21 protein-coding genes are annotated in these 25,060 nt (G+C 66.3%); 10 read left to right on the top strand and 11 right to left on the bottom strand.

From position 1 onward, the window contains the following. Nucleotides 1–56: 56 nt before the first annotated feature. Nucleotides 57–260 (bottom strand): hypothetical protein, encoded by a 204-nt coding sequence (locus ACYZGB_RS04325; RefSeq protein WP_462386988.1) that lies wholly within the window; start codon nucleotides 258–260, stop codon nucleotides 57–59. A 234-nt stretch (nucleotides 261–494) separates the two neighbouring features. Here ACYZGB_RS04325 and icd point away from each other — a divergent pair, with 234 nt between their 5' ends. Continuing rightward, on the top strand, nucleotides 495–1,754 hold the full coding sequence (icd, locus tag ACYZGB_RS04320) for an NADP-dependent isocitrate dehydrogenase (RefSeq protein ID WP_462386987.1): 1,260 nt from the start codon (nucleotides 495–497) through the stop codon (nucleotides 1,752–1,754). A gap of 117 nt (nucleotides 1,755–1,871) precedes the next feature. Here icd and ACYZGB_RS04315 read toward each other — a convergent pair whose 3' ends face one another. After that, nucleotides 1,872–2,783 (bottom strand): LysR family transcriptional regulator, encoded by a 912-nt coding sequence (locus tag ACYZGB_RS04315; protein ID WP_462386986.1) that lies wholly within the window; start codon nucleotides 2,781–2,783, stop codon nucleotides 1,872–1,874. 106 nt (nucleotides 2,784–2,889) lie between these two features. On the opposite strand from ACYZGB_RS04315, the gene gstA reads away from it, so the two are divergent. The 9 genes from gstA to ACYZGB_RS04270 all read left to right on the top strand — a co-directional run bounded on the left by gstA (nucleotide 2,890) and on the right by ACYZGB_RS04270 (nucleotide 13,054). Next, on the top strand, nucleotides 2,890–3,510 hold the full coding sequence (gene gstA / locus ACYZGB_RS04310; protein WP_462386985.1) for a glutathione transferase GstA: 621 nt from the start codon (nucleotides 2,890–2,892) through the stop codon (nucleotides 3,508–3,510). A gap of 11 nt (nucleotides 3,511–3,521) precedes the next feature. Continuing rightward, entirely contained in the window at nucleotides 3,522–3,740 is a 219-nt protein-coding gene (locus ACYZGB_RS04305) for a tautomerase family protein (protein WP_462386984.1), read from the top strand. Next, complete coding sequence (locus tag ACYZGB_RS04300) at nucleotides 3,737–4,120, top strand: nuclear transport factor 2 family protein (protein WP_462386982.1); 384 nt, start codon at nucleotides 3,737–3,739, stop codon at nucleotides 4,118–4,120. The genes ACYZGB_RS04305 and ACYZGB_RS04300 overlap by 4 nt, the downstream gene beginning before the upstream one ends. 1 nt (nucleotide 4,121) lies before the next feature. Further along, entirely contained in the window at nucleotides 4,122–5,198 is a 1,077-nt protein-coding gene (locus ACYZGB_RS04295) for an MBL fold metallo-hydrolase (RefSeq protein WP_462386981.1), read from the top strand. Between the two features lie 2 nt (nucleotides 5,199–5,200). Then, a complete protein-coding gene (locus ACYZGB_RS04290; RefSeq protein WP_462386980.1) occupies nucleotides 5,201–6,187 on the top strand; it encodes a catalase family peroxidase in 987 nt (328 codons plus the stop codon). After that, a complete protein-coding gene (locus ACYZGB_RS04285; RefSeq protein WP_462386979.1) occupies nucleotides 6,184–6,858 on the top strand; it encodes a DsbA family protein in 675 nt (224 codons plus the stop codon). The genes ACYZGB_RS04290 and ACYZGB_RS04285 overlap by 4 nt, the downstream gene beginning before the upstream one ends. A 251-nt stretch (nucleotides 6,859–7,109) precedes the next feature. Beyond that, nucleotides 7,110–8,966, top strand: a complete 1,857-nt coding sequence (locus tag ACYZGB_RS04280) for a PAS domain S-box protein (RefSeq protein WP_462386978.1) — start codon at nucleotides 7,110–7,112, stop codon at nucleotides 8,964–8,966. Beyond that, nucleotides 8,963–9,361 carry a response regulator gene (locus tag ACYZGB_RS04275; protein ID WP_462386977.1) on the top strand — a complete coding sequence of 133 codons (399 nt, stop codon included), beginning with the start codon at nucleotides 8,963–8,965 and terminating at the stop codon, nucleotides 9,359–9,361. Before ACYZGB_RS04280 ends, ACYZGB_RS04275 begins: the two co-directional genes overlap by 4 nt. A 21-nt stretch (nucleotides 9,362–9,382) precedes the next feature. Next, nucleotides 9,383–13,054, top strand: coding sequence for an EAL domain-containing protein (locus ACYZGB_RS04270; protein ID WP_462386976.1), 3,672 nt, complete (start codon nucleotides 9,383–9,385; stop codon nucleotides 13,052–13,054). A gap of 175 nt (nucleotides 13,055–13,229) precedes the next feature. Here the strand turns inward: ACYZGB_RS04270 and ACYZGB_RS04265 are convergent, their stop codons facing one another. From ACYZGB_RS04265 to ACYZGB_RS04225, 9 genes are all read right to left on the bottom strand, one after another. Then, nucleotides 13,230–14,102 (bottom strand): DUF4377 domain-containing protein, encoded by an 873-nt coding sequence (locus ACYZGB_RS04265; protein WP_462386975.1) that lies wholly within the window; start codon nucleotides 14,100–14,102, stop codon nucleotides 13,230–13,232. A gap of 110 nt (nucleotides 14,103–14,212) precedes the next feature. Beyond that, nucleotides 14,213–15,649 carry an ABC transporter ATP-binding protein gene (locus tag ACYZGB_RS04260; protein WP_462386974.1) on the bottom strand — a complete coding sequence of 479 codons (1,437 nt, stop codon included), beginning with the start codon at nucleotides 15,647–15,649 and terminating at the stop codon, nucleotides 14,213–14,215. Then, complete coding sequence (locus tag ACYZGB_RS04255; RefSeq protein WP_462386973.1) at nucleotides 15,646–16,554, bottom strand: ABC transporter permease; 909 nt, start codon at nucleotides 16,552–16,554, stop codon at nucleotides 15,646–15,648. The genes ACYZGB_RS04260 and ACYZGB_RS04255 overlap by 4 nt, the downstream gene beginning before the upstream one ends. After that, nucleotides 16,551–17,519: an ABC transporter permease gene (locus tag ACYZGB_RS04250; protein WP_462386972.1), complete on the bottom strand. Its 969-nt coding sequence runs from the start codon at nucleotides 17,517–17,519 to the stop codon at nucleotides 16,551–16,553. Before ACYZGB_RS04250 ends, ACYZGB_RS04255 begins: the two co-directional genes overlap by 4 nt. Beyond that, on the bottom strand, nucleotides 17,516–19,129 hold the full coding sequence (locus tag ACYZGB_RS04245; RefSeq protein ID WP_462386971.1) for an ABC transporter substrate-binding protein: 1,614 nt from the start codon (nucleotides 19,127–19,129) through the stop codon (nucleotides 17,516–17,518). The genes ACYZGB_RS04250 and ACYZGB_RS04245 overlap by 4 nt, the downstream gene beginning before the upstream one ends. A gap of 161 nt (nucleotides 19,130–19,290) precedes the next feature. After that, a complete protein-coding gene (locus ACYZGB_RS04240; RefSeq protein WP_462386970.1) occupies nucleotides 19,291–21,474 on the bottom strand; it encodes a TonB-dependent siderophore receptor in 2,184 nt (727 codons plus the stop codon). Between the two features lie 164 nt (nucleotides 21,475–21,638). Continuing rightward, the gene (locus tag ACYZGB_RS04235; RefSeq protein ID WP_462386969.1) at nucleotides 21,639–22,031 is read right to left on the bottom strand and encodes a hypothetical protein; all 393 of its coding nucleotides are present in this window, start codon (nucleotides 22,029–22,031) and stop codon (nucleotides 21,639–21,641) included. Between the two features lie 1,339 nt (nucleotides 22,032–23,370). Continuing rightward, the gene (mmsB, locus tag ACYZGB_RS04230) at nucleotides 23,371–24,273 is read right to left on the bottom strand and encodes a 3-hydroxyisobutyrate dehydrogenase (protein ID WP_462387081.1); all 903 of its coding nucleotides are present in this window, start codon (nucleotides 24,271–24,273) and stop codon (nucleotides 23,371–23,373) included. 221 nt (nucleotides 24,274–24,494) lie between these two features. Further along, nucleotides 24,495–24,959: a TfoX/Sxy family protein gene (locus ACYZGB_RS04225; RefSeq protein ID WP_462386968.1), complete on the bottom strand. Its 465-nt coding sequence runs from the start codon at nucleotides 24,957–24,959 to the stop codon at nucleotides 24,495–24,497. Nucleotides 24,960–25,060 lie beyond the last annotated feature (101 nt).

Below are 25,060 nucleotides of genomic sequence, written 5' to 3'. Positions count from 1 at the left end.
TTGAATCAGTGGAGGCCAGGGACTCCGTGAGCGGGGGCTGGCCTTGCCAGACTGCTTCAGGCGGCCTTTTGGGCAGTTTTCTTCTTGGCGCCCTTTTTGGTGGCCTTTTTCTTGGCGACCTTCTTGGTGGCGGGGGCGGCAGACTGGGCCGTCATGGGGGCAGCAGCGGGCGCGGTGGTGGTTGGAGCGGCTGCGGGTGCCTGTGCAAAAGCACCAGCAGTGAACAGACCGGCCACGAGGACAGCGAGGAGTTTTTTCATATATGCCGATTCCAGTGTGAACGAAGGTTGAAGGGCCGCACGAGAACCGCACGGCTCCACTCGCAACGATAGCAGCGCCCAACGCGTTGACAGGGGCTTGGCCGAAAATTTTTGTCATTAGAATGGTTTGAAACCACACCGCCCCATTGGTGGCGGTGTTTCTTTTCTTCGCTTTTCCTCGCTTTGCCCCTTCATCGCCCACATCCCCGTCGGCGCACACCGGAGACATCCCCCATGACCACCTACCAGCACATCGTGGTGCCTGCCGCAGGCCAGAAAATTACCGTCAACGCCGACATGTCCCTGAACGTGCCGGACGAGCCCATCATCCCCTTCATCGAAGGCGATGGCACGGGCCTCGACATCACGCCCGTCATGATCAAGGTGGTGGATGCGGCCGTGGCCAAGGCCTATGGCGGCAAGAAGAAGATCCACTGGATGGAGGTGTACGCGGGCGAGAAATCCACCAAGGTCTATGGCCCCGACGTGTGGCTGCCTGAAGAAACCATGGCAGTGCTGCGCGAGTACGTGGTCTCCATCAAGGGGCCGCTCACCACGCCCGTGGGCGGCGGCATCCGCTCGCTCAACGTGGCCCTGCGCCAGGAGCTGGACCTGTATGTCTGCCTGCGCCCGGTGCAGTATTTCAAGGGCGTGCCTTCGCCGCTGAAAGAACCCGAAAAGACCAACATGGTCATCTTCCGCGAGAACTCGGAAGACATCTATGCCGGCATCGAGTTCGAGGCTGAGTCCGACAAGGCCAAGAAGCTCATCAAGTTCCTGCAGGAAGAGATGGGCGTGAAGAAGATCCGCTTTCCCAACACCTCGGGCCTGGGCGTCAAGCCTGTTTCGCGCGAGGGCACGGAGCGCCTGGTGCGCAAGGCCATCCAGTACGCTATCGACAACGACAAGCCCAGCGTGACCATCGTGCACAAGGGCAACATCATGAAGTTCACCGAAGGCGGCTTCCGCGACTGGGCTTATGCGCTGGCGCAGAAGGAATTCGGCGCCGAGCTGATCGACGGCGGCCCCTGGTGCAAGCTCAAGAACCCGAAGACGGGCAAGGACATCACCGTCAAGGACAGCATTGCCGACGCCTTCCTGCAGCAGATTTTGCTGCGCCCGGCCGAGTATTCGGTGGTCGCCACGCTCAATCTCAATGGCGACTACATCTCCGACGCGCTCGCGGCGCAGGTGGGCGGCATCGGCATTGCGCCCGGCGCCAACATGTCCGACTCGGTGGCCTGTTTTGAAGCCACCCACGGCACGGCGCCCAAGTACGCGGGCAAGGACTACGTGAACCCCGGCTCCGAGATCTTGTCGGCCGAGATGATGCTGCGCCACATGGGCTGGACCGCCGCTGCCAACCTGATCATCAGCTCGCTGGAGAAGTCGATTGCCTCCAAGAAGGTGACCTACGACTTTGCGCGCCTGATGGACGGTGCCACGCAGGTGAGCTGCTCGGGCTTTGGGCAGGTCATGATCGACAACATGTAGTCGGAGCCCTCTGGCTTTGGGGCGGCTCAAAAAACGCCCCAAGTAAAGAACCCTGCTGCGTTGATCGGACCAGGGTTTTTTCTTGGTGCTGCCTCAGCGCCTCAGTGCCTTAACCCCTTAACGCCCCAGCGCACGCACCAGGTAGTCAATCAGCACCCGCACCCGCAAGGGCATGTGCCGGTTGCCGGGGTAGATCAGCGAGAACGGCCGCGATGCGCCCGTGTATTCGGTCAGCACCTCGACCAGCTGGCCGCTGCGCAGATCGTCCTCGACCAGAAAGCGGTAGGTCTGCACCAGCCCCGCGCCCGCGCGGGCGAGCGTGACCTGGCCCAGGATGTCGTCGGCGCAGCGCAACTTGCCTTGCGTGGGCCATTCGACGGCCTGGCCGTCGCGCACCAGCAGCCAGGGCACGACCTGCCCGCTGCTGGGCAGCACAAACTGCACACATTCGTGCAGCACCAGCTCCTCGGGCGTCTGCGGTGCGCAGTGGCGCTGGAGGTAGGCAGATGCCGCGACCACTACCAGGGCGGCGTCCTCCAGCTTGCGGGCCACCAGGCTCGAATCGGGCGGCGTCCGGCCCCGGATCGCGAGGTCAAAGCCTTCCTCGGTGAAGTCCACATTGCGGTTGGACAGCTGCAGTTCGATCTCGATGTCGGGGTACTTTTGGCTGAACGCAGGCAGCAGCGGCAACACGCGGTGGTGCCCGTACGAGGTGGGCAGGCTGATGCGCACCAGGCCTGCCGGCTTGAGCTGCTGGCCCGATGCCTCGCGCTCGGCCTCGCTGAGCTGGGTGAGCGCGTTGCGGCACTGGTCGTAATAGCGTTGCCCGACCTCCGTGAGGCGCACCTGGCGTGTGGTGCGCATGAGCAAGCGCACGCCCAGGCGCTCTTCCAGCCGCGCGACCGATCGGCTCACAGCCGCCGCCGTGAGCCCCGTGGCCTTGGCCGCCGCCGTGAACCCCTGGTGCTGCGCCGTGAGGCAGAACAACTCGATGCTGCCCAGGCGAAGGTTGTCGAATTGCCGGTTCATTGGTGATTTGCGTGTAATTAGTGATTTGAAATTAATCAGGTTTATTGTTAATTAAATCGCAAATAAAGTCACTGCATCACCCACCCAGGACATAAGGAGTCCCCCGATGCAGACCTCAATCAAGCTCTACTACGCCCCCGGCGCATGCTCGCTGGCCACGCACATTCTTCTGCGCGAAACCGGCACGCCCTTCACGCTGGAGAAGGTCGATACCAGCAAGCACACCACCAGTGGCGGTGGCGATTTCTATGCCATCAGCCCCAAAGGCCAGGTTCCGGTGATCGAACTTCCTGACGGGACGCGGATCACCGAAGGGCCGGTGGTTGCCCAGTACGTGGCCGACCGCGCGGGCGCCCACACCCTGATGCCACCTGCGGGCAGCCTGGAACGCTATCGGGTCATGGAGTGGCAAAACTACGTGACGGCCGAGCTGCACAAGTCCTTCACGCCACTGTTCCACAGCGATGTGGATGCCACTGCCAAGAAGGCTTTGGCAGCCGTGCTGTACAAGAAGCTGGTCTGGCTGGACGGCCAGCTGGCGGGCAAGAGCTACCTCACGGGCGACGCCTTTACCGCCGCCGATGCGTACCTGTTTGTGGTGCTGGGCTGGGCCAAGTATGTGCAGATCGACCTGGGCGAGCTGCAGCACATCGGCAGCTTCATGGCGCGCGTGGCGGCCCGCCCCGAGGTCAAGGCCGCGATGGTGGCCGAAGGCCTGGCGGCCTGAGGAGCGGGACCATGCCCTACATCAACATCCAGATCACCCGCGAGGGCGCGACGCGTGAACAAAAGGCCCAGCTGATTCGCGGCGCGACCGACCTCGTGGTGCAGGTGCTGAACAAGAACCCGGCCACCACCTTTGTCGTGATCGAAGAGGTGGACACCGACCATTGGGGGATCGCGGGTGAGACCGTGACCGTGCTGCGCGAGCGGGCAAAGAAAGGGGGAGCGCAATGAACAGCACTGCCGCCGACTTTGCCGCCATCCACGCAGTGCTGGAGCTGTACCTCGACGGCCTGTACTACAGCGATACAGCGCGCCTGGCCCAGGTGTTCCACCCACAGGCGCTGTATGCCACGGCGGCGGGGGAGCAACCCATCTTCTGGCGCATGAACGAGTACTTCCCGGTGGTGGACGCCCGGCCCGCGCCGGCGGCCAGCGGCCAGCCGCGCACCGACCGCGTACTCTCCATCGAGCTGGTGGGCCCGGTGACGGCGCTGGCCAGACTGCAGTGCTCCATCGCGCCCAAGCACTTCATCGACCTGCTGACGCTGCTCTGGCTGGATGGGCGCTGGCAGATCGTCTCCAAGGTCTTTCACTACGACATCCGGGATTGACATGAACATGCTTCACCTTTTCTCTAGGCTCCTTCTTTCATCGGTCAGTGCGCTGGCGTTGGGCTTGCCTGCCAGCGTGTCGGCCCACGGAGAGTGCAAGGCCCCCGGTTGTGCTGCCGCCGAGGCTTACCACGGCATGCCCGAGATCGCCACCATCGGGGCGCGCACGGGCAAGTACATGGACATTCCCGAGTCGGCCAAGGGCCCGGCGATTGACGCGGCCAAGGGCTACCGCATCCAGGAGCTGGGGCGTGGCCTGCACATGGTGACCGACAACGTCTATCAGGCGATGTTCATGGTGCATGACAAGGGCGTGATCCTGGCCGACGTGCCGCCGCCTCTGGCTGCATTCATCCCCAAGGCGATCCGCGAGGTGACGAGCCAACCCGTCACGCACATCATCTACAGCCACGCGCACGCCGACCACATTGGCGCGGCCGGAGATTTCCTGGCCACGCTGCCCAAGAAGCCCGTGATCGTTGCGCACGAGGAAACCCGTTCCATCTTGGCGCGGGCGCGTGATCCGAAGCGCCCCCTGCCCAACGTCACCTTCCGTGACAAACACACAGTCCGTGTGGGCGGGCAGCGCCTCGAACTCTCCTACCACGGCAACGGCCATGAGCCGGGCAACATCTTCCTGTGGGCCCCCGAGCAGCGCACGCTGATGGTGGTGGACGTGATCTTCCCCGGCTGGATGCCATGGCGGCGCCTGGCGTTGGCGCAGGACATCCCCGGCTACTTCGCGCAGGTCGAGAAGATCAAGTCCATGGACTTCGACTGGCTGGTGTCCGGCCACGTGGCCCGGGTTGGCACCAAGGCCGACGTGGTGGCGCAGCACGAATTCCTGCAAGACCTCAAGGCGGCAGCGGGCAAGGCGCTGCAGACCACCGCCTTGGGTGAAGGCATGGATGCCCGCGACCAATCCAACCCTTGGGCGGTCTTCGACAACTACATCGACCGCGTGGCCGCGCAGTGCGTGAACGCCTTGACACCCAAGTGGGCATCGCGCCTGGCGGCATTCGACGTGTACATCTGGGACCAATGCTTCACGATGGAGCAAAGCCTGAGGCTGGACTGAAAATGAAATCACCCAAGTACGTTTATTCCCTGTTGCTGTCCTTGGTCGCGCTGCAGCCGGTCGCGATGGCTGCCGAGCCGCTGACCGAGTCCGTGGATGCGCTGGAGACGCTGTTTGGCAAACACGCGGGCCTGCGCCGAACGCAGACGAAGGGACTCTGTGCAAACGGCACCTTCACCGGAACGGCTGAAGGGCAGGCGCTGAGCAAGGCGGCCGCCTTCTCGGGGGCGCCCCTGCCGACGCTGGTCCGATTTTCCGTGGGGGGAGGCAATCCGCGCGCGTCCGACAAGAGCCGGTCCACACGGGGGCTTTCGCTCAAGCTGGATTTGCCGGACGGGAGTGTCTGGATGCAAGCCAATCTTTCTGCTCCGGTGTACTTTGTGAAGGACCCCGCCGACTTTGCGCCTTTCGTGCGGGCGCGGGTTCCAGATCCTGCGACCGGCAAGCCCGATCCTGAGCGCCTGAAGGCATTCAACCTGGCCCACCCCGAGTCGCTGCGCCAGGGGAAATACCTGGCCGAGCGCGCAACACCCGCCAGCTATGTGACAACACCCTACTGGGGGATAAACGCGTTCGTCTTCCGGTCTGCGGACGACCAGCGCCGCTTCGTGCGCTGGCGTTTTGAGCCAGAGGCTGGAGAACAACGCCTGAGCGAAGAACAAAGCGCAACGCTTCCGGATGGCTTTCTGGAGACAGAACTGAAGCAGCGCCTCGCCCAGGGGCCCGCGTCTTTCCGGTTCCAGGTGCAATTGGCGGAAGCGGCGGACGATCCCAGCGACGCTACCCAGGCCTGGCCGGAGCAGCGGCGGCAGGTGACTGCCGGGCGCCTCGTGATCCACAGCCTGACCGAGGCTTCCCGCTGCGAGCCGGTCTTCTTCAATCCGCTTGCCTTGCCTGACGGGATCGAGCCGTCCAGCGACCCTGTGCTTCTGGCGCGCCCTGCGGCATACGGGATTTCATTCGGACGCCGCGCAGCGGAGCGCCCATGACCGGCGCAAACACCACCGCACCCAGCCTGGTCTATGTGGGAGACCCCATGTGTTCCTGGTGTTATGGCTTCGGGCTGGAGCTTTCGACGGCGCTGGCCCAGCGGCCCGAGGTGCGGCTTGAGATTGTCACCGGGGGACTGCGCGCCGGGGGCACCGAGGTACTGGACGATGCTGGTAAACGCTTTCGGCTGTTTCATTGGGCGAAGGTGGAAGCTGCGACAGGTTTGTCTTTCAACCGCGAAGCTCTGATGGCACGGCAGGGGTTTGTCTACGACACGGAGCCAGCGTGCCGTGCGGTGGTTGCCGCGCGCATTGCCGCACCGGCTGCAGATTTGCTGACCGTGTTTCGGGCAATCCAAAATGCCTTTTACGTCGATGGCCTGGACACCACCGCCAAGGAGGTTTTGGTGCGTGTGGTGACTCAATCCTTACGGGCTCAAGCATTTTCAGCAGAAGGGCTTGAGGCGTTGTTTGAAGCGCAGAGCACCCGGCAAGCTGCCCATGAAGACTTTGCACAAGCGCGCCGTTGGGGCATATCCAGTTTCCCCGCCCTTCTTGTGAGGCAGAGTGGGTTTGTGACGCGGCTGGTAGATGGGTTTGCTAAAGCGCCGGTGCTGGTCGCCGCCATGGACCGATGGGCGGATCAAATGCGCGCAGGCCCCGGTACATAGGCTGCGCCGAGCCACTGCGGTTGCCTTGTGGCCCGGCCTGCGGACACAAGGTCTGATAGCCCCTGAAGCCCTCGCCGCGTCAGGGGCATTTTTATGCATCTCCTCCGTGGCACCGTGGCTTGAGGACGCACTGCATTGCTGGCAGTTCAGTGTTGGTGTTTTCTTGCGTTCCCCTCTAATATGGCTCGGCACCTTGGCGGTGCGGTGCAGGGAAGGAATTCCACTTGGAACAAGAGTCACAAGAGAGCTGCATGGGATCCAAACTTTCTTCTATCGCGTATTGGGAGCAAAACCCCGACGCACTGCTGGTGCTGTCCCCGGAGGGGCTGGTGCTGGAGTGGAACCTGGCCGCCGAGCTGATCTTCGGCTACAAGCAAGCCGACGTGCAAGGGCGCTCTCTGCTGGATCTCATTGTTCCCAAGGATCGGGCCCACGAAGAAGAAGCCTTGCGGGCAGAGGCCGTGCGCCTGGGCACCTCGGTGCGAGAAACGGTGCGCCGCCGCAAGGACGGAACCCTGGTCCATGTGAGTGTTTCCACCAAAGCGGTGCTCGGGGCGGACGGCCAGTTGCAGTATTTCCTGTCGAGCAAGAAGGATGTGACCCAGCTGAAGGTGGAGCGCGAGGCCAAGTTGTTGGAGGCACGCTTTCGCGACCTGCTCGAATCCACCCCCGATGCCATCGTGATGGTCAACGTGACGGGGCGCATCGTGCTTGTCAACTCGCAGGCCGAGCGCGTGTTTGGCTACGCCCGCGCCGAACTGCTGGGGCAGGCTGTGGAGGTGCTGTTGCCCCACCGCTACCGGGGTGCCCACCTGGGCCACCGCAGCGGCTTTTTTGGCCAGCCACGCACGCGCACCATGGGCGCGGGGCTGGAGCTGCATGGCCTGCACAAGGACCGGGGCGAGTTCCCGGTGGAGATCAGCCTGAGCCCGATCGACACCGAAGAGGGCAAGATGGTGATGAGCGCCATCCGCGACATCACCGACCGCAAGCGGGCCGACCAGAAGTTCAAGGATCTGCTCGAAGCCGCGCCCGACGCCATGGTCATCGTCAACCGTGAGGGGCGCATCGTGCTCGTCAACTCGCAGGCCGTGAAGCTGTTTGGCTGGAGCCGCGACGAGCTGCTGGGCCAGCCCATCGAGCTGCTGGTGCCCGAGCGTTTTGGCGCCCGCCACCCCGAGCACCGGCACCGCTTTTTTTCCGAGCCACGTTCGCGCTCCATGGGCGCGGGGCAGGACCTGTATGGCCTGCGCAAAGACAAATCCGAGTTCCCGGTCGAGATCAGCCTGAGCCCGCTAGAGACCGAGGAGGGATTATTTGTATCGAGCGCCATCCGCGATGTGACCGAGCGCAAGCGCATCGAGCAGGTTCTGCGCGACAAGAATCTGGAGCTGGAGAAGGCAGCCCTGGTCAAGGACCGCTTCCTGGCCAGCATGTCGCACGAGCTGCGCACGCCGCTCAATGCCATCATCGGCTTCACGGGCACCTTGCTCATGAAGCTGCCCGGCCCCCTGAATGCCGAGCAGGACAAGCAGTTGCGCATCGTGCAGACGGGCGCCAAGCACCTGCTGTCCCTCATCAACGACCTGCTGGATGTGGCCAAGCTCAGCGCCAACAAGGTGACGCTGAACCTGGAGCCGGTGGACTGCAAGGCCCTGATCGAGGAGGTATCGGCCACCCTGGAGCTGGAGGCCCAGCGCAAGGGCCTGGCGTTTGCCGTGCAGGTGCCACCCGGCGCGGTGGCGCTGCAGACCGACCGGCGTGCGCTGAGCCAGATCCTCATCAACCTGGTGGGCAATGCCATCAAGTTCACCGAGCAGGGCCGGGTGGATGTGGTGCTGCACGAGCTGACCCTGCCAGGCGGCGGCCGCAGCGTGCAGTTGCGGGTGCAGGACACGGGCCCCGGCATTGCGCTGCAGGAGCAGCCCCGCCTGTTCGAGGCCTTTTCGCGCGTGGAGAGCGCCGACCGCCGCCACCACGAAGGCACGGGCCTGGGCCTGCACCTGAGCCGCAAGCTGGCCGAAGCCCTGGGCGGCACCCTGGGTTTTGACAGCGAGGAAGGGCGCGGTAGCACCTTTGTCCTTGAACTCCAGGAGCGCAGCGCATGACCAAAGCCACCGTCCTGGTCATTGAAGACGACGACGCCAGCCGCCAGCTGGTCATCTACCTGCTGGAAGCCGCCGGCCACCGTGTGCTGGCCGCAGAGAACGGCGCCGTTGGCGTGCGCATTGCGCTGGCAGAAAGCCCGGACATCATCCTGTGCGATCTGCAGATGCCCGTGATGAACGGCTACGAGGTGGCCCGCAGCCTGCGCACCAGCATGATCTGGCGCGTGGTGCCGCTGGTGGCGGTCACGGCGTTCTCGATGCCGGGCGACCGCGAGAAGGCGCTGGACGTGGGCTTCAACGAACACCTGTCCAAGCCCATCACGCCCGAGACCTTTGTGCAGCAGGTCGAGGCCTTCCTGGGGCCGCCGTTCAACACCCTGCCCGCCGAGGGCTGACAAAAAAGCACCGGGCTGCGCATGGCAAAGATTCTTGTTGTTGATGACCTTCCCGCCAATCGGGCGCTGGTGGTCACGCTCATCGGGCACAGTGGCCACCAGGCGCTGGAGGCTGCCGATGGCGCCGAGGCGCTGGCCCTGGTGCGCGCCGAGCAGCCCGACCTGGTGATCTCCGACATCCTGATGCCCACGATGGACGGCTACGAGTTTGTGCGCCAGTTGCGGGCCGACCACCACCTGGCGGCCACGCAGGTGATTTTTTACAGCGCGCACTACCGCGAGCAGGAGGCCCGCAGCCTCGCGCTGGCCTGCGGGGTCACGCAGGTGCTGGTCAAGCCCTGCGAGCCACAGGACATCCTGGCCGCCATTGAGCAGGCACTCACGCAGATTGCGCCCCGGCCTTTGGTGGCGCTGGAGCATGGCTTCCGGACCCGCCACCTGCAGCTCATGACCGGCAAGCTCACCGGCAACGTGGCCGAGCTGGAGGCCATGAACCGGCGCCTGGCGGCGCTGACCGACCTGAACCTGCAACTGGCTTCCGAACGTGACCCGCAGGTGCTGCTGGCCAACGTGTGCCGGGGGGCGCGCACTCTGGTGGGTGCGCAGTACGCCGTGTTGTGTGTGGTGCGCAAACACAGCGTCAGCGCCATCACCTGCACCAGCGGCATTGATCCCGCACACACAGGGCTGCAAGACCGGCCCCTGGACCTCCCTGTGGTCTCCCACGGCCTGCTGGGGCAACTGCGGGCCGACCGCCGTTCCGAGCGCGTGACCAACCCCGGCGGAAACCCCAGCGTGATCGGCCTGCCCGCAGGCTACCCGCCGCTGCACACCGGGCTGATCGCGCCCGTCACCTCGCTGTCGTTTTCCTACGGATGGATCTGTCTGGCCAACAAGGAAGGGGCCGAGGAGTTCAGCGCCGACGACGAAAAGGTGCTGGCCATCCTGGGCGCCCAGGTGGGGCGCATCTACGAAAACGGCAGCCTCTACATGGAGGTGCAAAAACATGCCGAGCAACTGCAGGTGGAGGTGTTCGAGCGCCAGCGCGCCATGGACGAGCTGCGTGCCAGCAAGGCCAGCCTGCGCCGGGCCCAGGCCCTGGCCAAGATCACCCATGTGATCAGCGGGCACGACGGTGCGTTTGAAAGCTGGCAGGACACCTTGCCCGACATCCTGGGCCTGCCTGCCGGCGCGGTGCCCCGCTCGGCGCGCGACTGGCTGGCGCTGGTGCACCCGCACGACCGGGGCACGTTCCGCCACCATGCGCTGCTGGCCGCACGCCAGAAGGTTCGGGTGGATTTCACCTACCGCGTGCTGAACCCGGCGGGTGGGCTGCAGTACCTGCGCCAGGTGATGGAGCCGCTGGAGGACGAGACCGGCCGGGGCGAAGTGGGCCGCTGGTTCAACACCATCCAGGACGTGACCAAGGAAAAACGCGCCGAAGAAGAACTGCACGAAAGCGACCGGCGCTTCAACACCATGCTCGACAAGGTCGAGATGATCTCGCTGATGCTGGACTGCACCGGCCTGATCACCTACTGCAACGACTACCTGCTGCGCCTGACGGGCTGGGAGCGCGAGGAGGTGTTTGGCCGCAACTGGTTCGAACTGTTCGTGCCGCCCGAAACCGCCCATGTGCGCGATGTGTTTGCCGACCTGCTGGCCGACCGGCCCTCGGCCTGGCACTACGACAACGAAATCCTCACCCGCTCGGGCGAGCGGCGCCTGGTGCACTGGAACAACACCGTGCTGCGCTCGGTGGGCGGGCAGGTGACGGGCGTGGCCAGCCTGGGCGAGGACATCACCGATCGGCGCGAGGCCGAACGTAAGATCAAGCGCCTCAACCGCGTGTACGCCATGCTCAGCGGCATCAACACCCTGATCGTGCGCGTGCGCCAGCGCGACGAGCTGTTCCGCGAAGCCTGCCGCATTGCCGTGGAGCATGGCCACTTCCGCATCACCTGGATCGGCCGTGTGGACCGCGCGGCAGGGCGGGTGGTGCCCGTGGGGGTGTCGGGGGCCGAGGCCGACTTCATCCGCAACATCCACGACCGGCTGGGGCTGTTTGGCGAACCCACGCCCGGCGAGAGCCTGGCCTCCGCCGTAGTGCGGTCGGGGCGGCCCGTGCTGTGCGACGACATCACCGGCGACCCGCGCGTGATGCTGCGCGAGCAACTGCAGGCGCGTGGCGTGGCCAGCATTGCGGTGCTGCCCATTGTGGTGGGGGGGGATGTGGTGGCCGTGTTGGCCCTGCTGGCGGACGAGGTGGGCTTCTTCGACGAGACCGAGATGAAGCTGCTGACCGAGCTGGCCGGGGACATCGGCTTTGCCATGGACCACCTCGACAAGGAAGACCGCCTGAGCTACCTGGCCTACTACGACGAAATCACCGGCTTGCCCAACCGCACGCTGTTTCTGGAGCGCACCGGGCAGCATCTGCGGCCCCGCGATGGGGCCAAGGCCTTGCATGGCGTGGCGCTGATGGACATCAGCCGGTTTCGCATCGTCAATGACACCTTGGGGCGCCAGGCGGGCGATGAACTGCTCAAGCAGGTGGCACTGCGGCTGCAGCATGCGGCGGGCAACCTGCACGACGTGGCGCGCATCGGCATCAACAGCTTTGGCATTGCCGTGACCGAGGCCCGGGACGCCGGTGCCGTGGCGGTGGCTGTGGACTTGCTCATGCGTGCCTGTTTCGACACGCCTTTTGTGGTGGGGGGCACCGAGCTGCGCATGGCCGCCAAGGCCGGGGTGGCCCTGTACCCCATGGACGGTGCCGATGCCGAAGCACTGCTGCGCAACGCCGAAGCCGCCGTCAACAAGGCCAAGGCATCGGCCGACAGCCTGCTGTTCTACACCTCCGAAATGAACACCCGCGTGGCCGAGGCGCTGAGCCTGGAGGGGCGCCTGCGCGCGGCGCTGGAGCAGGGCCAGTTTGTGCTGCACTACCAGCCCAAGCAGCACCTGGCCAGTGGCGCCATCACGGGCGTCGAGGCGCTGATCCGCTGGAACGACCCGCGCCGGGGCCTGGTGCCGCCCGGCCAGTTCATCCCCATCCTCGAAGAGACCGGCCTGATCTACGACGTGGGCCGCTGGGCGCTGCGGCAGGCGCTGGCCGACAACCTGCGCTGGCGCCAGGCGGGGCTGGCGCCACTGCGGGTGGCCGTGAACGTGTCCATCCTGCAGTTGCGGCACCAGGGCTTCATTGCCGAGGTGCGCGACGCCGTGGCGCACGACGCTGCCGCTGCCAGCGGGCTGGAGCTGGAGATCACCGAAAGCATGGTGATGGACGACGTGGAGCGCAGCACCCAAAGCCTGCACGCGCTGCGCGAGATGGGCATCACCATCGCCATCGACGACTTCGGCACCGGGTTCTCGTCGCTGAGCTACCTGGCCCGGCTGCCGGTGGACACGCTCAAGATCGACCGCTCGTTCACCATGAACATGGCCTCCGGGCCCCAGGGGCTGTCGCTGGTGTCCACCATCATCAACCTGGGGCATGCGCTGCGCCTGAAGGTGGTGGCCGAGGGGGTGGAGACCGAGGACCAGTCCCGGCGGCTGGCGCAGCTGGGCTGCGACGAGATGCAGGGCTACCTGCTCAGCCAGCCGCTGCCCGCCAGCGCTTTCGAGCAGCGTTTTTTGCGGGCTGCGGCGCCCTCGGGGGCGCCTGTTTCAGTGCCTATGCCGCAGTGATGCTATTGTTTTGATAGCTATTGAGGCTTAATGGTCGCGCGGTGACGGCACTTTTTGCTTGAAGTTTGGGGCCCTATTCCGTTTCCAAATCATTCGTGTCTAGGCGCGAAGCCGCAGGCAGTGCTGTAGCACGACAAGGCGAAGCAACAACGACACGGATGATTTAGAAATGGAATTAGCGCACCCGTTCGGTCTCTACCACCAGGTCCAGCAGATAAGCATGGCTGGGTGCGTCGGCGGGCAGCTGGCCGTTGCGCGCCAGCGAGTAGCGCTGCACCCGCAGCACGTTGCGCAGACCTGGCTCGTGGCGGTAGCCCTCGATCTCACCCTGGAAGATGCGCCACTCGCCCACCCCCTGGCGCACGCCGTTGTCGGCATAGCGCACATCGCGCACGCGCAGGCACTGGGCCTGGGGCATCAGCGGGTGGTTGCAGGCCACACGCTCCGGGGCCACTTCAAGAAACAGGCGCTCGCCCGCCGATCCAAAGCGCGTGGCGGGCGTGGGCGAGCCCACCAGCTCCCAGCGGCTGCCGTCGGCAAACCACACCGCCAGTTGTGGCGCGGTGGTGGCGGTGGCGCCCCGCAATTCAAAACGCTGGGCCTGGGGCAGCAGGGTGGCCACACGCTGCTCCAGATCCATCAGGTCGCGCTCGGCGCAGGCGCGTTTGGTGGACACGGGCGGGCCCACCTGCAGGTTCGGGCCGCTCAGGGTGTAGCCCGCGCCCATCACGTTGCACAGGTTCTGCACCGACAGCCGCTGGGCCTCGAAGTGCAGGCGCAGCGGGCGCTTGCCCGCCAGCAGCCAGCCGGGCGCTGCCTGGCCCTGGGCATCGTGGGCGGAGACCAGGTCCCAGCCGTAGGCCTGCAGCGTGTGGGCGGAAAAAGATGGGGTGGAGGTGGAAGAAGAAGGAGACGGGGGCTGCGTCATGGGGGCTCCCTGGGGCTGGCTGCTGCAGGCCGCCAGCAGGGTTGCAAGGGTGGCGGCCGCCAGGGCCTTGCCAAAGGCGGGGCGCCCGCCGCTGAGGGTGTGGGGTCGTTTCAGATGCATCCCGCCACCTTAGCGGAAAAGCGCCCCGGGGCTGGGTAGGAGGAGGGCGCTTTGGGGCGAGCGCCTGGGTAGCCCCCTGCCTGGCCCCATGCGTGGAGTGATGCGTGGCCTCATGCAGCGCAGGCCAGTGTGTCGCCCTGCGCAAAGTCCAGCGTGCGCGTGCCCACGGCGGCGGCCAGGTGCGGGTCGTGGGTCACCAGCATCAGCGCGGCGCCGGTGTCTTGCACCGCGTGCAGCAGCACCTGGATGGCCTCCTGCTGCGTGATGGGGTCCAGGCGCGAGGTCGGCTCGTCGGCAAACAGCAGCGCCGGTTGCGCCACCAGCACCCGCGCCAGCGCAATGCGCTGCAGCTCGCCGCCAGACACCTGGTCGGGTTTGCGCGCCAGCAGGTCCTCGGGCACGCGCAGCTGCGCCAGGCGCTGCTGCACCGCCTTCCAGTCGCAGCGGTGCAGGCGGGCGGCATCGCGCAGCGACTGGGCCAGGCTGATGTGTGGGGCAAACGAACTGACCGGGTCCTGGTACAGCTTTTGAAACGCATGCGGGCGCAGCCGGGCGCTGCGCTCCACACGGCCCGTGTCGGGCGCCACCAGGCCCAGCAGCACATTGCCCAGCGTGCTTTTGCCGGTGCCGCTGGGGCCTTGCACCGCCATGCGTTCGCCGCTGCGGATATTCAGATCCATGGACGCAAACAGCTTCTGCGCGCCATAGGCCTTGGAGATGCCGCACGCCTTCACCACGGGCTCGCCGATCAGGGGCGGCGCGAACGGCAACCAGCGGGCGGGGTCGGCATCCATCAACTGGCGGGTAAAGGCGTGCTGCGGCGCTGCCGCCACGGTGTGGACATCGCCTTGCTCCACCGCTTGCCCGTGGCGCAGCACAATGACTTGGCCGCCCAGCGCCTGCGCCACCTGCATGTCGTGGGTGATGGTGAGCAGGCAGCCGCCCGCCTGCAGCACGCCCCGGAACAACTCCACCATGCGGCCGCGCCAATGCGTGTCCAGCCCTTTGGTGGGCTCGTCCACCATCAGCACCGGCGCGCCCCCGGCCAGGGTGATGGCGGCCACCGCGCGCTGGGCCATGCCGCCCGACAGTTGCCAGGGGTAGTGGCTGCCCGCACCGCCCAGGCCCGCAGCGCCCAGCACCTGTTCGGCCTGTGCGCTGGCGGCGCTGGGGGGCTGCTGGTGCAGCAGGCGGTACACCTCGGCCAGCTGCGGCGTCACGCGGGCCAGGGGGTTGAGTGCCAGCGAGGGCTCCTGCGGCAGCAGCGCCAGCTTGCGGCCCCACAGGGCGCGGCGCGCGGCTGCGTCCTGGGCGCGGGTGGTGGTGCGATCCAGCGTGATCTGGCCCGTGGCCTGCAGCGCAGGTGGCAGGTTTCCCATGATGGCCTGGGCCAGCAGCGACTTGCCCGCGCCGCTTTCACCCACCAGCGTGAGCGCCTGGCCCGGCCGCAGGCTGAAGCCGATGTCGCGCAGCAGCCGCTTGCCGCCCACCTGGATGCCCAGGCCCTCCACGACCAGCAGGGCGTCGGATTTCAAAGGCGTGGTCATGCGGTCTCCCGGTCAGGGTTGAGCAGCATCATCGCGGCCACCAGCCACACCAGCAGGGCGGTGGGGGCTGCAATGAGCCACGGGGCTTCTTCGTAGTAGGGCATGGCCTCGGTCATCATCAGGCCCAGCTCGGGCGTGGGCGGCTGCATGCCCACGCCCACGAACCCAAGCGCGGCCAGCGCCAGCACGGCTTGCGACGTGGTAAAGGCCAGCAGCGTGCCCAGCGTGGGCGCCAGCGCGGGCAGCAGGTGGCGGCGCAGCACATAGCCGCGTCCAAAACCCAGCAGGCGCGATGCCTGCACCGCATCACCCGCCAGCACGGGCCGGGCCACCGCGCGGCTCACGCGAAAGTATTCGACCCACAGCGCAGCCGACAGGCCCGCATACAGCGCCCACAGCGCGCCGGGCGCCAGGGCCGCAATCAGCAGCACCAGCAGCAGGCCGGGGATGGCGAGCACCGAGTCCGACAGCATGAGCAGCGCCCGCTCGGTGCGCCCACCGCGCCATGCGGCGACGATGCCCAGCAGCGTGCCGGGCACGGCGGCACTCAGCGCGGCCAGCAGCGCCATGACCAGCGACAGCTGCGCCGCATGCGCTAGCCGCGCCAGCGCCGAGCGGCCCAGCACATCGGTGCCCAGCCAGTGCTGGGCGCTGGGGGGCGCCAGGGTGTTGCGCAGGTCTTGCACCACCGGGCTGGCGCCCACCAGCCAGGGGCCGAGCAGGGCAAACAGCGCCAGCAGGCCGAGCAAGGTAATGCCCAGCACGGTGCGAACAGGCCAGCGGAAAGGACGCGGGGGGACAGAAGGCTCTGCCTCAGCGCCCCCGTGGAACTGGCTTTGCCAGGCCACCGGGGTGCGTCCCCCCTCTGGGGGGATGGCGCGTAGCGACTCAGGGGGGCTGCTCATTTCGCCACCTTCTGGGTATGTCGGGGGTCCAGCGCGAGGCATGCTGCATCCACCAGCAGGTTGAAAACCACAAACAGCACGCCCATGCACAGGGCCGTGCCTTGCACCACAGGGATGTCGCGCCCGAACACGGCGTGCACCAGCGCGTGGCCGATGCCGGGCCAGGCAAACAGCGTCTCCACCACCAGCGCGCCCTCCACCAAAAACAGCGCCTGCACGCCCAGGTAGGCCGTCACCGGCACGGCGGCATTGCGCAGGCCGTGGCGCACCAGTGCCTGCCAGTCGCTCAGGCCCTTGGTGCGCGCAAATTCAAAAAAGGGCGACACCACCACCTCCAGCATCGCAGCGCGGGTCACCCGCGCCAGCCCGGCAGCCAGGCCCAGCCCCAGCGTCAGTGCGGGCAGCACCAGGCTGGCCTGGCTCTCGTCACCGCCCGCAGGCAAAACGCCCCACTGCACGGCCACCAGCAGGATGAGCAGCACCGACAGCAAAAACGGCGGCAGCGCGCGCAGCACCACGGCCATCAGCCAGCTGGCCTTGTCCACCCAGCCCTGGGGGCGCAGTCCGGCCCACACGCCCAGCGGCACACCCACGGCAAAGGCAATGGCCAGCGCGGCGCCCGACAGGCGCAGCGTGGCGCCCAGGTGGTGCGTGACCTCGTGCCACACCGAGCGCTGCGACACCAGCGACTGCCCCAGGTTGAACGTGGCCATGTCGCGCCACCAGTGCAGCAGCGCCAGCCAGCCGGGGCGGTCCAGCCCCAGCTCCGCGCGCACCGCGTCGGCGGCGGCGTTGCTCACCAGGTCATAGCCATAGCGGCCCGCCGCCACGCGCATGGCCAGGTCGCCGGGCAGGGCGCGCACCATCAAAAAGCACAGCGTGCCGATCAGCAGCGACACGGCCAGCACCTGCACCAGCCTGCGGCCGAGCAGGGCGGCCCAGGGTTTTGACATCAAGGGGTTCATGGGTTGTTCCACTCCATGCCGGTCAGGCGGTAAGAACGCTCCAGCGGGTCCAGCGTGACGCCCGCCAGCCGGGGGGCCACGGCCACATGCTGGCGGTACCACGCCACGGGGATCACGGGCAGCTCCGCTTGCAGGGTGTGCGTGATGGTTTGCCGCAGCGCCCGCGTGCGCTCGGGCGTGGTCTGGGTGCGCGTTAGCTCGTGCAGGGCCTGCACCACGGTGTCGCTGTGCCAGCCCATGGCGCCCCAGTCGCCGCCCTGGGCGGCAAAGTCGCCCGCCAGCGTGCCTGTGGGGTCGGGCACGTTGGCGTAGTTGCGCGCAGCCAGCGCCAGTTGCAGGCTGCCGTCGCGGTGGCCCCGGGGCACGTCGCCCGAGTTGCCGATGCTCACCTTCACCGCCATGCCCGCCAGCCGCCACTGCTCCTGCAAGGCGGTGGCAATCAGCGGCAGCTCGGGCCGGTCCACAAAGGTGCGGATCACCAGGTGCAGCGGCTGGCCCTCGGCATCGCGCAGGCCGTCGCTGTGGCGCTGCCAGCCTGCGGCGCGCAGCAGGCGTGCGGCGGCTTCGGGGTCGTGCTGCAGCGGGGGCAGGTGCGGGTTGTGCCACGCGCCCAGCGTGGGCGGCAGCAGTTGCGTGGCGGCCAGCGCCTCGTCGCCCATCAGCGCCAGGGCAATGCCCGCGCGGTCGATGGCCAGGCTCAGCGCCTGGCGCACGCGCACATCGCGCAGCGCGGGCAGGCCCGCATTGAGCTTGACGATGACGGTGCGCGGCAGCGTGACCGATGCAATGCGCACTGCGGTGCGGCGCGCCAGAGCAGGGTTTTGGGCATGGCGCTGCAGCCGCCGCAGGCTGGCCGGGTCCAGCCCATAGGCCAGATCGGCCTGGCCGCTCTCGGCCATCAGCGCGCGGGTTTCTGCGCGGCTGGCGGCCAGGTAGCGCACGGCGGCAATCGCGGGGCGCGGGCCGTCATAGGCGTCAAACACCACCGTTTCGACCTGCTGCGGCGGCACCAGCACCGCAATGCGGTAGGGGCCGCTGCCAATGATGCTGCGCACCTTGCCGTCAGCCCCATAGCTGGCCGGGGCCAGCACCATGGTGCTGGAATGCGCCAGCAGCGCGGGCAGGGCGGTGTGGGGGCGTTGCAGGCGGATGAGCACCGTGCCCTCGTCGAGAGCGGTGATGGACTCGATGGGCGCCTGGCTCAGCAGCGCAGGCGCCGCCTGCGCGGCCTGCAGGCCGCGCACCACGGCGGCAGCCGTCACGGGTGTGCCGTCATGAAAACGCGCCCCGGCCCGCAGCTCAAACTGCCACACCAGCCCATCTGCCGACCGGCGCCAGCGCTGCGCCAGCGCGGGCCGTGGCTGGCCGTCGTCTGCAGCGTCCAGCAGGGTTTCGGTGACCTGCAGGCGCGTGAACACATAGCCGCTGCTGGCGGGCGCCAGGCCGCTGATCTCCCACGGGCCGACGATTTGCAGCGGTGCGGGGGCGGAGGCGGGTGGTGTGCCCTGCGCCCAGGCAGCGGGCAGGGCGCCTGCCGCCAGCGCGGCCACGGGGGCCTGCAGGGCGCGGCGCCGCGTCAGCGGCCGAAGAAAAGTCGAGGAAGTGTTCATTTTTCAGTTTTCCATAGCCCCGCGCGTTCGCCGCAACCGACGAAACTGGCGCGGCCAAAGACCAGTGCCCCCGCGCAAGGGCCGCCCCGCCGCGCTGGGGGCGTCCCCCTCCCGCGTAGCGAGAGAGGGGGAAGGCGCGAAGCGACTCAGGGGGAGCTTCATCAAAACTTGGCCTGCAGCCCGACGGTGACCGTGCGCGCCGCCCCCGGCGCCACCCACACGCGGCTGTACGAGCTGGTGTAGTGCACCTTGTCGAACACGTTGTCCACGTCCAGCGACAGGTTCAGCCTGGGGCTCAGGCGCCAGTACGCCATCAGCTTGGCTGTGGTGTAGCTGGGCAGGTCAAACGCAGCCGTGCCTGCATTGGCCTCGGCCTGCGTGCGGGCCTGGCCCAGGCGCTTGCCCATGTGGGTCACGCCGCCGCCTACGCCGTAGCGCTGGCCGTTGGCCAGGGTGTTTTCATACACCGCCAGCACGCTGCCATTGACCTTGGGCACGTTCAGCAGGCGGCCGCCCACCTCCAGCGTGTTGTCGCGGGTCACCTCCACGTCGTTGAACACCAGGCTGGCGTTTACCCGCCAATGTGCGCTCACGCGGCCCGACAGGTCCAGCTCCAGCCCCCGGCTGCGCACCTCGCCAGCGGCGGCCGAGAAGCCTGCGTTCAGTGGGTCGCTGGTCAGGGCATTGCGCTTTTTGATGTCAAACAGCGCGGCTGTGGCGCCCAGGCGCTGGTCGGTGCTTTCCCACTTGGCGCCTAACTCCAAGGCGCGGGCCTTTTCGGGGTCAAAGGCGTTGCCTGCGGCGTCGCTGCCCGCGTTGGGGCGGAACGATGTGCCCGCGTTGGCATACACCGTCACACCCTGCAGCGGCAGCCAGCTCACGCCCAGGCGCGGCGACACGGCCGAGGGGCTTTGCGCCGTGGTGCGATTGGTGATGCGGTTTTGCAGGCTCTGGTCATAGTTGTCGGCCCGCAGCCCGGCCATCACGCGCCACTGCTCGCCCAGCTTCAGGGTGTCTTGCACATACAGCGCGGTGTTGCGCTGCTTCTCCAGCGTATCGGTGTTGCGCCCCGGCGTGGGCTGCGCCTGGCCGTACACGGGGTTGAAGATGTCGATGGCATACGGCGCGGCAGCGCTGGGGTTCACCCGCAGCATCACTGAGTCCATGCTGAACCGGTAGCTTTCCACGCCCACCAGCAGCTCATGCTCCAGCCCGCCCGTGCGCAGGTTGCCCTGCAGCTCGGCCTGCACGGCCACGTCGTCCGATTGGAAGTCGCGATGGCGCCGCTGACGCGTCAGCGTGCGGCCATTGGCCTGCAGGGCGGTGGCTTCGGTCGAGAAGCCCTCCATTCCCGTCTCGCGGTACGACAGCCCCACGCGGCTGCGCCAGTCGGGGTTCCACTCGTGCGACAGCACCAGTTGGTGCGTCTGGTTGGTCACTGTCACATCGCCATCGGCAGGCTCGCCCAAAAAGCGGCTGGCGGGCACCGCGCCCAGGCGGTTGTTGACCGCCACCACACCCCGGTCCAGCGGCGTGGCGTGGCGCAGAAATTCGGCCGTGTACTCCAGCACCGTGTCGGGCGAGAGCTTCCAGGTCAACGCCGGGGCCACCACCTGCCGCTGCGCGCGCACATGGTCGCGAAAGCTGCCCTTGTCCTCCACCGCCACGTTCAGGCGGTAGGCCAGCCGGTCGTTGATGGGGCCGGTGGTGTCCAGCGCCGCGCGGCCCAGGCCGTAACTGCCCGCGTAGGCCTCTACCGAATGCGCAGCCTTCCACAGCGGCTTCTTGCTCACGATGTTGAGCGTGCCGCCGGGCTCGCTGCTGCCATACAACGCGGCGGCGGGGCCTTTCAGAAACTCCACCCGCTCCACCCCCGCCAAGTCGCGCGGCGCGTTGAAGCCCCGGTTGGACGAAAACCCGTTGAGCAGCGTCGCCATGCCCGTGTTCTCGTTGCCCGGCAGGCTCCGGATGGCGATGTTGTCCCACAGCCCGCCAAAGTTGTTCTGGCGCGAGACACCGCCCACATAGTCCAGCACATCATCCAGCCGCGTAGCGCCCAGGTCGTCCAGGGTCTGGCGCGACATCACGCGCACCGACTGCGGCAGCTCGCGCAGCGGCAGGCTGGTCTTGGCCCCCTCGGCCTCGTCGGCGTAGTAGGCGCCCGAGGCACTGCGGCCCACCACGTCCACTGCCGACAAGGTGGGCGGCGTGACCACATCGCCGTCTGCGGCCCAGGCGGGTTGGAGGGAGGCCAGCAGAGCCGCCGCCGCCAAAGCTGTCAAGGTGGGGCGGGGCAGGGGCGCACGGCGTGTAGAAGGTGCAGAGGAAGAAGTGGAGGAGCGCATGGCAAACCAGTCCAAAAAAGCAGATGAATGCAAAAACGGGGCCCGGCGCCTGGAGATAAGGCGCACAAGGTTGCATGCCCGCACACACCCACGGGGCGCGTGCAAGGGCGAAAACGAAAAGGGGATGCGCTGGGGAGCGCAGGCTGGCTGGGGCCTGACGCGTGTCAGGCCCGCTGGGCTGGCGGAGGATCGCGCGCTGCAAACGGCCAGCGCACCTGCTGGGCCGTGGAGGGGTCTGCGCTGTGCGGCGCGATGGCGCTTGGTTCTGCGGGCGGTTGCGGTTGGCGCGCCGGTGCATGCGCCAGCCCCGCCTCCAGCGCGTGGGTCAGGCACCAGGCGCAGGTGGTGTGTGTCTCTTCGCTGTGATCGTAGCTGGCTGCAGAGCTGGTTGCCGCGTAGGCATCCACATCGCCTGCGGCTGCCGAGGCTGTGGCGCTGCGCACCAGCTCCTGAATGTGCCGCGCCTCATGCAAGGGCGCGCCCGCCAGGGCGTTGAACAACGCCACCAGCAGAAGCACGATGTGGAAAGGCAGGGCGGGGATGGTGCGGCGCAGCATGAGGGGATGCGAATCATACGCAAGTGCGTGTGCTGGCACGGGGAAGCACCGATGCGCCGGTTACGCACTTTGGCGAGCTATAGTCTTTCCAGCAAAAGCTGCCGGGTTTGACGGAATTTTTATACCTAGATTTTCGAACAGCTCTATGGCTGAAAACATAGGCCCGGAGCCACATCCAAGAGGAATCAATGTCCAGAATATCCCGCACGGTCCAGTTTTTTTCGCAAGGTTTGCGGGATGCATCACGTTAGCAGCATGTGAAGATGAGTCACGCACTTCCCACGTCAGGCCGCTATGTTGCGCTGGTGCTATGCGCGGCATTAATTGTTGCTCCTCTGACTGGGTGGAGAGGAACGACAGCCTTGGCTTGGCTATTTCTGCCTCATCTTCTGGTTCCCCTTCTGGCGCCCGGAGACCGAGCACTTATCTTAAGTTCGTTGGTATACGGAATTTTCTGGGCGGCGCTCTGGCGAAACTACGAGCAAGCAGAGCTTCTCGGTGAAGCAGGTAATGATCGAGGGATGGGCGCCCTTCTCCTTTTCGCGTGGGCGCTGGCCTATGCCATCGGGCTGCTCGCAAGGCTCGGATGGGATCTCATCGCGCTGTCCCGACATACGCGGAGTTCAAGAAATGCCACTTAACAGGTTGCTCGACGCAGGCCCGCAGCAGCAGGAGGCGGCTTCGCCGCAAGTGTTGCGGTCAGGTCAGCTTCGACGTTGATTCGCAAGGCGCGTTTTGGAAGCCCTCGCTGTCCTCATTCCCATTTCGGTGGTGCTTCTCGCAGTAGTAGGCGCGCTAACATTCCTCTTCGCTCGAAGGAGCCTTCGAGCGTCCCGAAAGGTCGCGGTTTCAATTGCAATTGTGGTGAGTCCGTTCCTCATTGGAGTCGCGGTTTGGGTGTTCAATGAATGCAGCCTATCGAACTATCTCAGGCGAGAGCTCTCCGAAATGCTTCCGCAAGAAGAGCAACTGACTCTGCGCGGGAATCATTTATTCTGTTCGACCACGTATGCCTTTCAACGCCGTGGAAAGCCTGCTGAGGCGATTGTTGTGCCCGGCCTATTCCGCGACAAGATCTTCATAGGAGACGATACCGGCCCATGAAGCGCTCTAACAGGTCGTTCGACGCAGACACGCACCTGCAAGGCGCCGCGAGCCGTGCGCGGGAGCATATGTCTCGCGGCGCCTTGCCGGTCAACTCCGACGTCGCAACGCCTCCACTCTGGAACTGAAGCGCGATCGGAAGTGAAACTCGCCGGGTTTTAAGGAGTTTTTTTCACTCCGGTCAGCCCAAAAAAACGCCAGCTAACGCTGGCGTCTTTCTGCGACGGAAGAGCGATTACCCCTTCTGCACCATCTTAATGATGCTGGAAAAATCCAGCCCACCATGCCCCGCCAGGCTGTGCGCCGCATACAAATTGCGCGCCATGCCTCCCAGCGGCGTAGCAGCCTTCACCGCCATTGCGTTCTCTTGCGCCAGCCCCAGGTCCTTGAGCATCAGGTCCGTGCCAAAGCCGCCCGCGTAGCCTTTGCTGGCGGGCGCGGTTTCCATCACGCCGGGGAAGGGGTTGTACTTTTCCAGCGCCCAGTTGCCGCCCGAGCTGCGGCGCATGATTTCGCTCAGCACCTTGGGGTCCAGGCCGTTGGCTACGCCCAGGGCAATGGCTTCGCTGGTGCCTGCCATCAGGATGCCCAGCAGCATGTTGTTGCAGATCTTGGCCGTCTGGCCTGCGCCCACGCTGCCTGCGTGGAAGATGTTGGCGCCCATTTTTTCGAGCACGGGGCGGGCGCGTTCCAGGTCGGCGGTGTCGCCGCCCACCATAAAGGTGAGGGTGCCTGCAATGGCGCCGCCGGTGCCGCCCGACACGGGCGCGTCGATAAAGGCCACGCCCTTGGCTTTGGCGGCCTCGGCCACCTTGCGGGAGGTGGCGGCTGCGATGGTGGAGCAGTCGATGATCAGCGTGCCCGCAGGCAACTGGGCCAGCAGCTCACCCGCGCCGAGGAACAGGCCTTCCACATGCTGGCTGGCGGGCAGCATGCTGATGACGACTTCGGCGCCTGCCACTGCTGCCTTGGCGTCGGTGGCGATGGGCACGCCGTCAGCCGCCAGTTTGTCGCGGGCGGGTTGCGAGAGGTCGAACGCGCGCACTTCGTGGCCTGCCTTGTGCAGGTTGTGTGCCATGGGGCCGCCCATGTTGCCGAGGCCGATGAATGCGATTTTCATGGTGTGTTGCTCCTGGATGTCGTTGTGATGGTGAAAGGGAATGGGTGCAGGTTTGTTATGAATTTGATAGCTAGAAGTGCTTGTCTATCGCGCGGAAAGGGCTAAAAAAGCTTGGAATTTCGGGGCTGATGTTGTCGTTCTGGCTGGTGTGCCTGGCCGGGGCTGCCAAGCGGTGGGCAGCGGCGCATGGTGTCGATGTGGAGGTGCATGGTGGTGGGCCTTGGGGGCGGCGAGGCGGGTCAGTCGTCGGCTTCGAAGATGCTGTGTTTTTTGACGGCGGTTTTTTTCTTCGGCTTTGGGCTGGTGCTGGCGGGCGCTTTCTTGCCCGCAGCCGGGGGGCTTGTTGCCTTCTTTTTGCGGGGCGATGCCAAGGCCCGCGGGTTGTAGGCCAGGGCCTCCTGAACCCAGTAGTTCCACTGCGCGCGCGTGGCGTAGCCGTTGGGCTCCACCCAGAAGTAGCCCTGCATGCCGCCGCCGGGCGACAGCTCGCGGGTGTTTTGCATCTCTTGCAACTCGCTGTGGCGCTCGGGGGGCAGGCGCACCAGCAGGTCTTCGCCCTTGACGGCGATGCACATCTTGCCGTCCACAAAAAAGGCGTAGGTGCCGAACAGCGGCCGCTCTTGCACGTCGCTGCGGTGCGCGAGCGCCGTGCGAATGGCGTCGATCAGGTGCAGGGTTTCGTCGGAGAGGGGGCGGGCAGGCATGGCGTGCTCAGGTTTTGGCGTTGCGGTCTATGTAGTCTTGAAGCGCACGAGGGTCTTCGTGTCGGAAAAGCAGGCCACAGTCTTTGCACATCTGGAATTGG

The sequence above is a fragment of the Acidovorax sp. Q11 genome (assembly GCF_054950075.1).
This window is presented reverse-complemented; position numbering and strand designations above follow the sequence as displayed.

Bases quoted from the DNA above. Each gene is read 5' to 3' on its own strand.
- ACYZGB_RS04325 (WP_462386988.1), bottom strand. From the start codon at position 260: ATGAAAAAACTCCTCGCTGTCCTCGTGGCCGGTCTGTTCACTGCTGGT.
- ACYZGB_RS04265 (WP_462386975.1), bottom strand. From the start codon at position 14,102: ATGCATCTGAAACGACCCCACACCCTCAGCGGCGGGCGCCCCGCCTTT.
- icd (WP_462386987.1), top strand. From the start codon at position 495: ATGACCACCTACCAGCACATCGTGGTGCCTGCCGCAGGCCAGAAAATT.
- ACYZGB_RS04275 (WP_462386977.1), top strand. From the start codon at position 8,963: ATGACCAAAGCCACCGTCCTGGTCATTGAAGACGACGACGCCAGCCGC.
- ACYZGB_RS04280 (WP_462386978.1), top strand. From the start codon at position 7,110: ATGGGATCCAAACTTTCTTCTATCGCGTATTGGGAGCAAAACCCCGAC.
- ACYZGB_RS04270 (WP_462386976.1), top strand. From the start codon at position 9,383: ATGGCAAAGATTCTTGTTGTTGATGACCTTCCCGCCAATCGGGCGCTG.
- gstA (WP_462386985.1), top strand. From the start codon at position 2,890: ATGCAGACCTCAATCAAGCTCTACTACGCCCCCGGCGCATGCTCGCTG.
- ACYZGB_RS04300 (WP_462386982.1), top strand. From the start codon at position 3,737: ATGAACAGCACTGCCGCCGACTTTGCCGCCATCCACGCAGTGCTGGAG.
- ACYZGB_RS04245 (WP_462386971.1), bottom strand. From the start codon at position 19,129: ATGAACACTTCCTCGACTTTTCTTCGGCCGCTGACGCGGCGCCGCGCC.
- ACYZGB_RS04295 (WP_462386981.1), top strand. From the start codon at position 4,122: ATGAACATGCTTCACCTTTTCTCTAGGCTCCTTCTTTCATCGGTCAGT.
- ACYZGB_RS04290 (WP_462386980.1), top strand. From the start codon at position 5,201: ATGAAATCACCCAAGTACGTTTATTCCCTGTTGCTGTCCTTGGTCGCG.
- ACYZGB_RS04250 (WP_462386972.1), bottom strand. From the start codon at position 17,519: ATGAACCCCTTGATGTCAAAACCCTGGGCCGCCCTGCTCGGCCGCAGG.
- ACYZGB_RS04240 (WP_462386970.1), bottom strand. From the start codon at position 21,474: ATGCGCTCCTCCACTTCTTCCTCTGCACCTTCTACACGCCGTGCGCCC.
- ACYZGB_RS04315 (WP_462386986.1), bottom strand. From the start codon at position 2,783: ATGAACCGGCAATTCGACAACCTTCGCCTGGGCAGCATCGAGTTGTTC.
- ACYZGB_RS04225 (WP_462386968.1), bottom strand. From the start codon at position 24,959: ATGCCTGCCCGCCCCCTCTCCGACGAAACCCTGCACCTGATCGACGCC.
- ACYZGB_RS04260 (WP_462386974.1), bottom strand. From the start codon at position 15,649: ATGACCACGCCTTTGAAATCCGACGCCCTGCTGGTCGTGGAGGGCCTG.
- ACYZGB_RS04285 (WP_462386979.1), top strand. From the start codon at position 6,184: ATGACCGGCGCAAACACCACCGCACCCAGCCTGGTCTATGTGGGAGAC.
- ACYZGB_RS04235 (WP_462386969.1), bottom strand. From the start codon at position 22,031: ATGCTGCGCCGCACCATCCCCGCCCTGCCTTTCCACATCGTGCTTCTG.
- ACYZGB_RS04305 (WP_462386984.1), top strand. From the start codon at position 3,522: ATGCCCTACATCAACATCCAGATCACCCGCGAGGGCGCGACGCGTGAA.
- ACYZGB_RS04255 (WP_462386973.1), bottom strand. From the start codon at position 16,554: ATGAGCAGCCCCCCTGAGTCGCTACGCGCCATCCCCCCAGAGGGGGGA.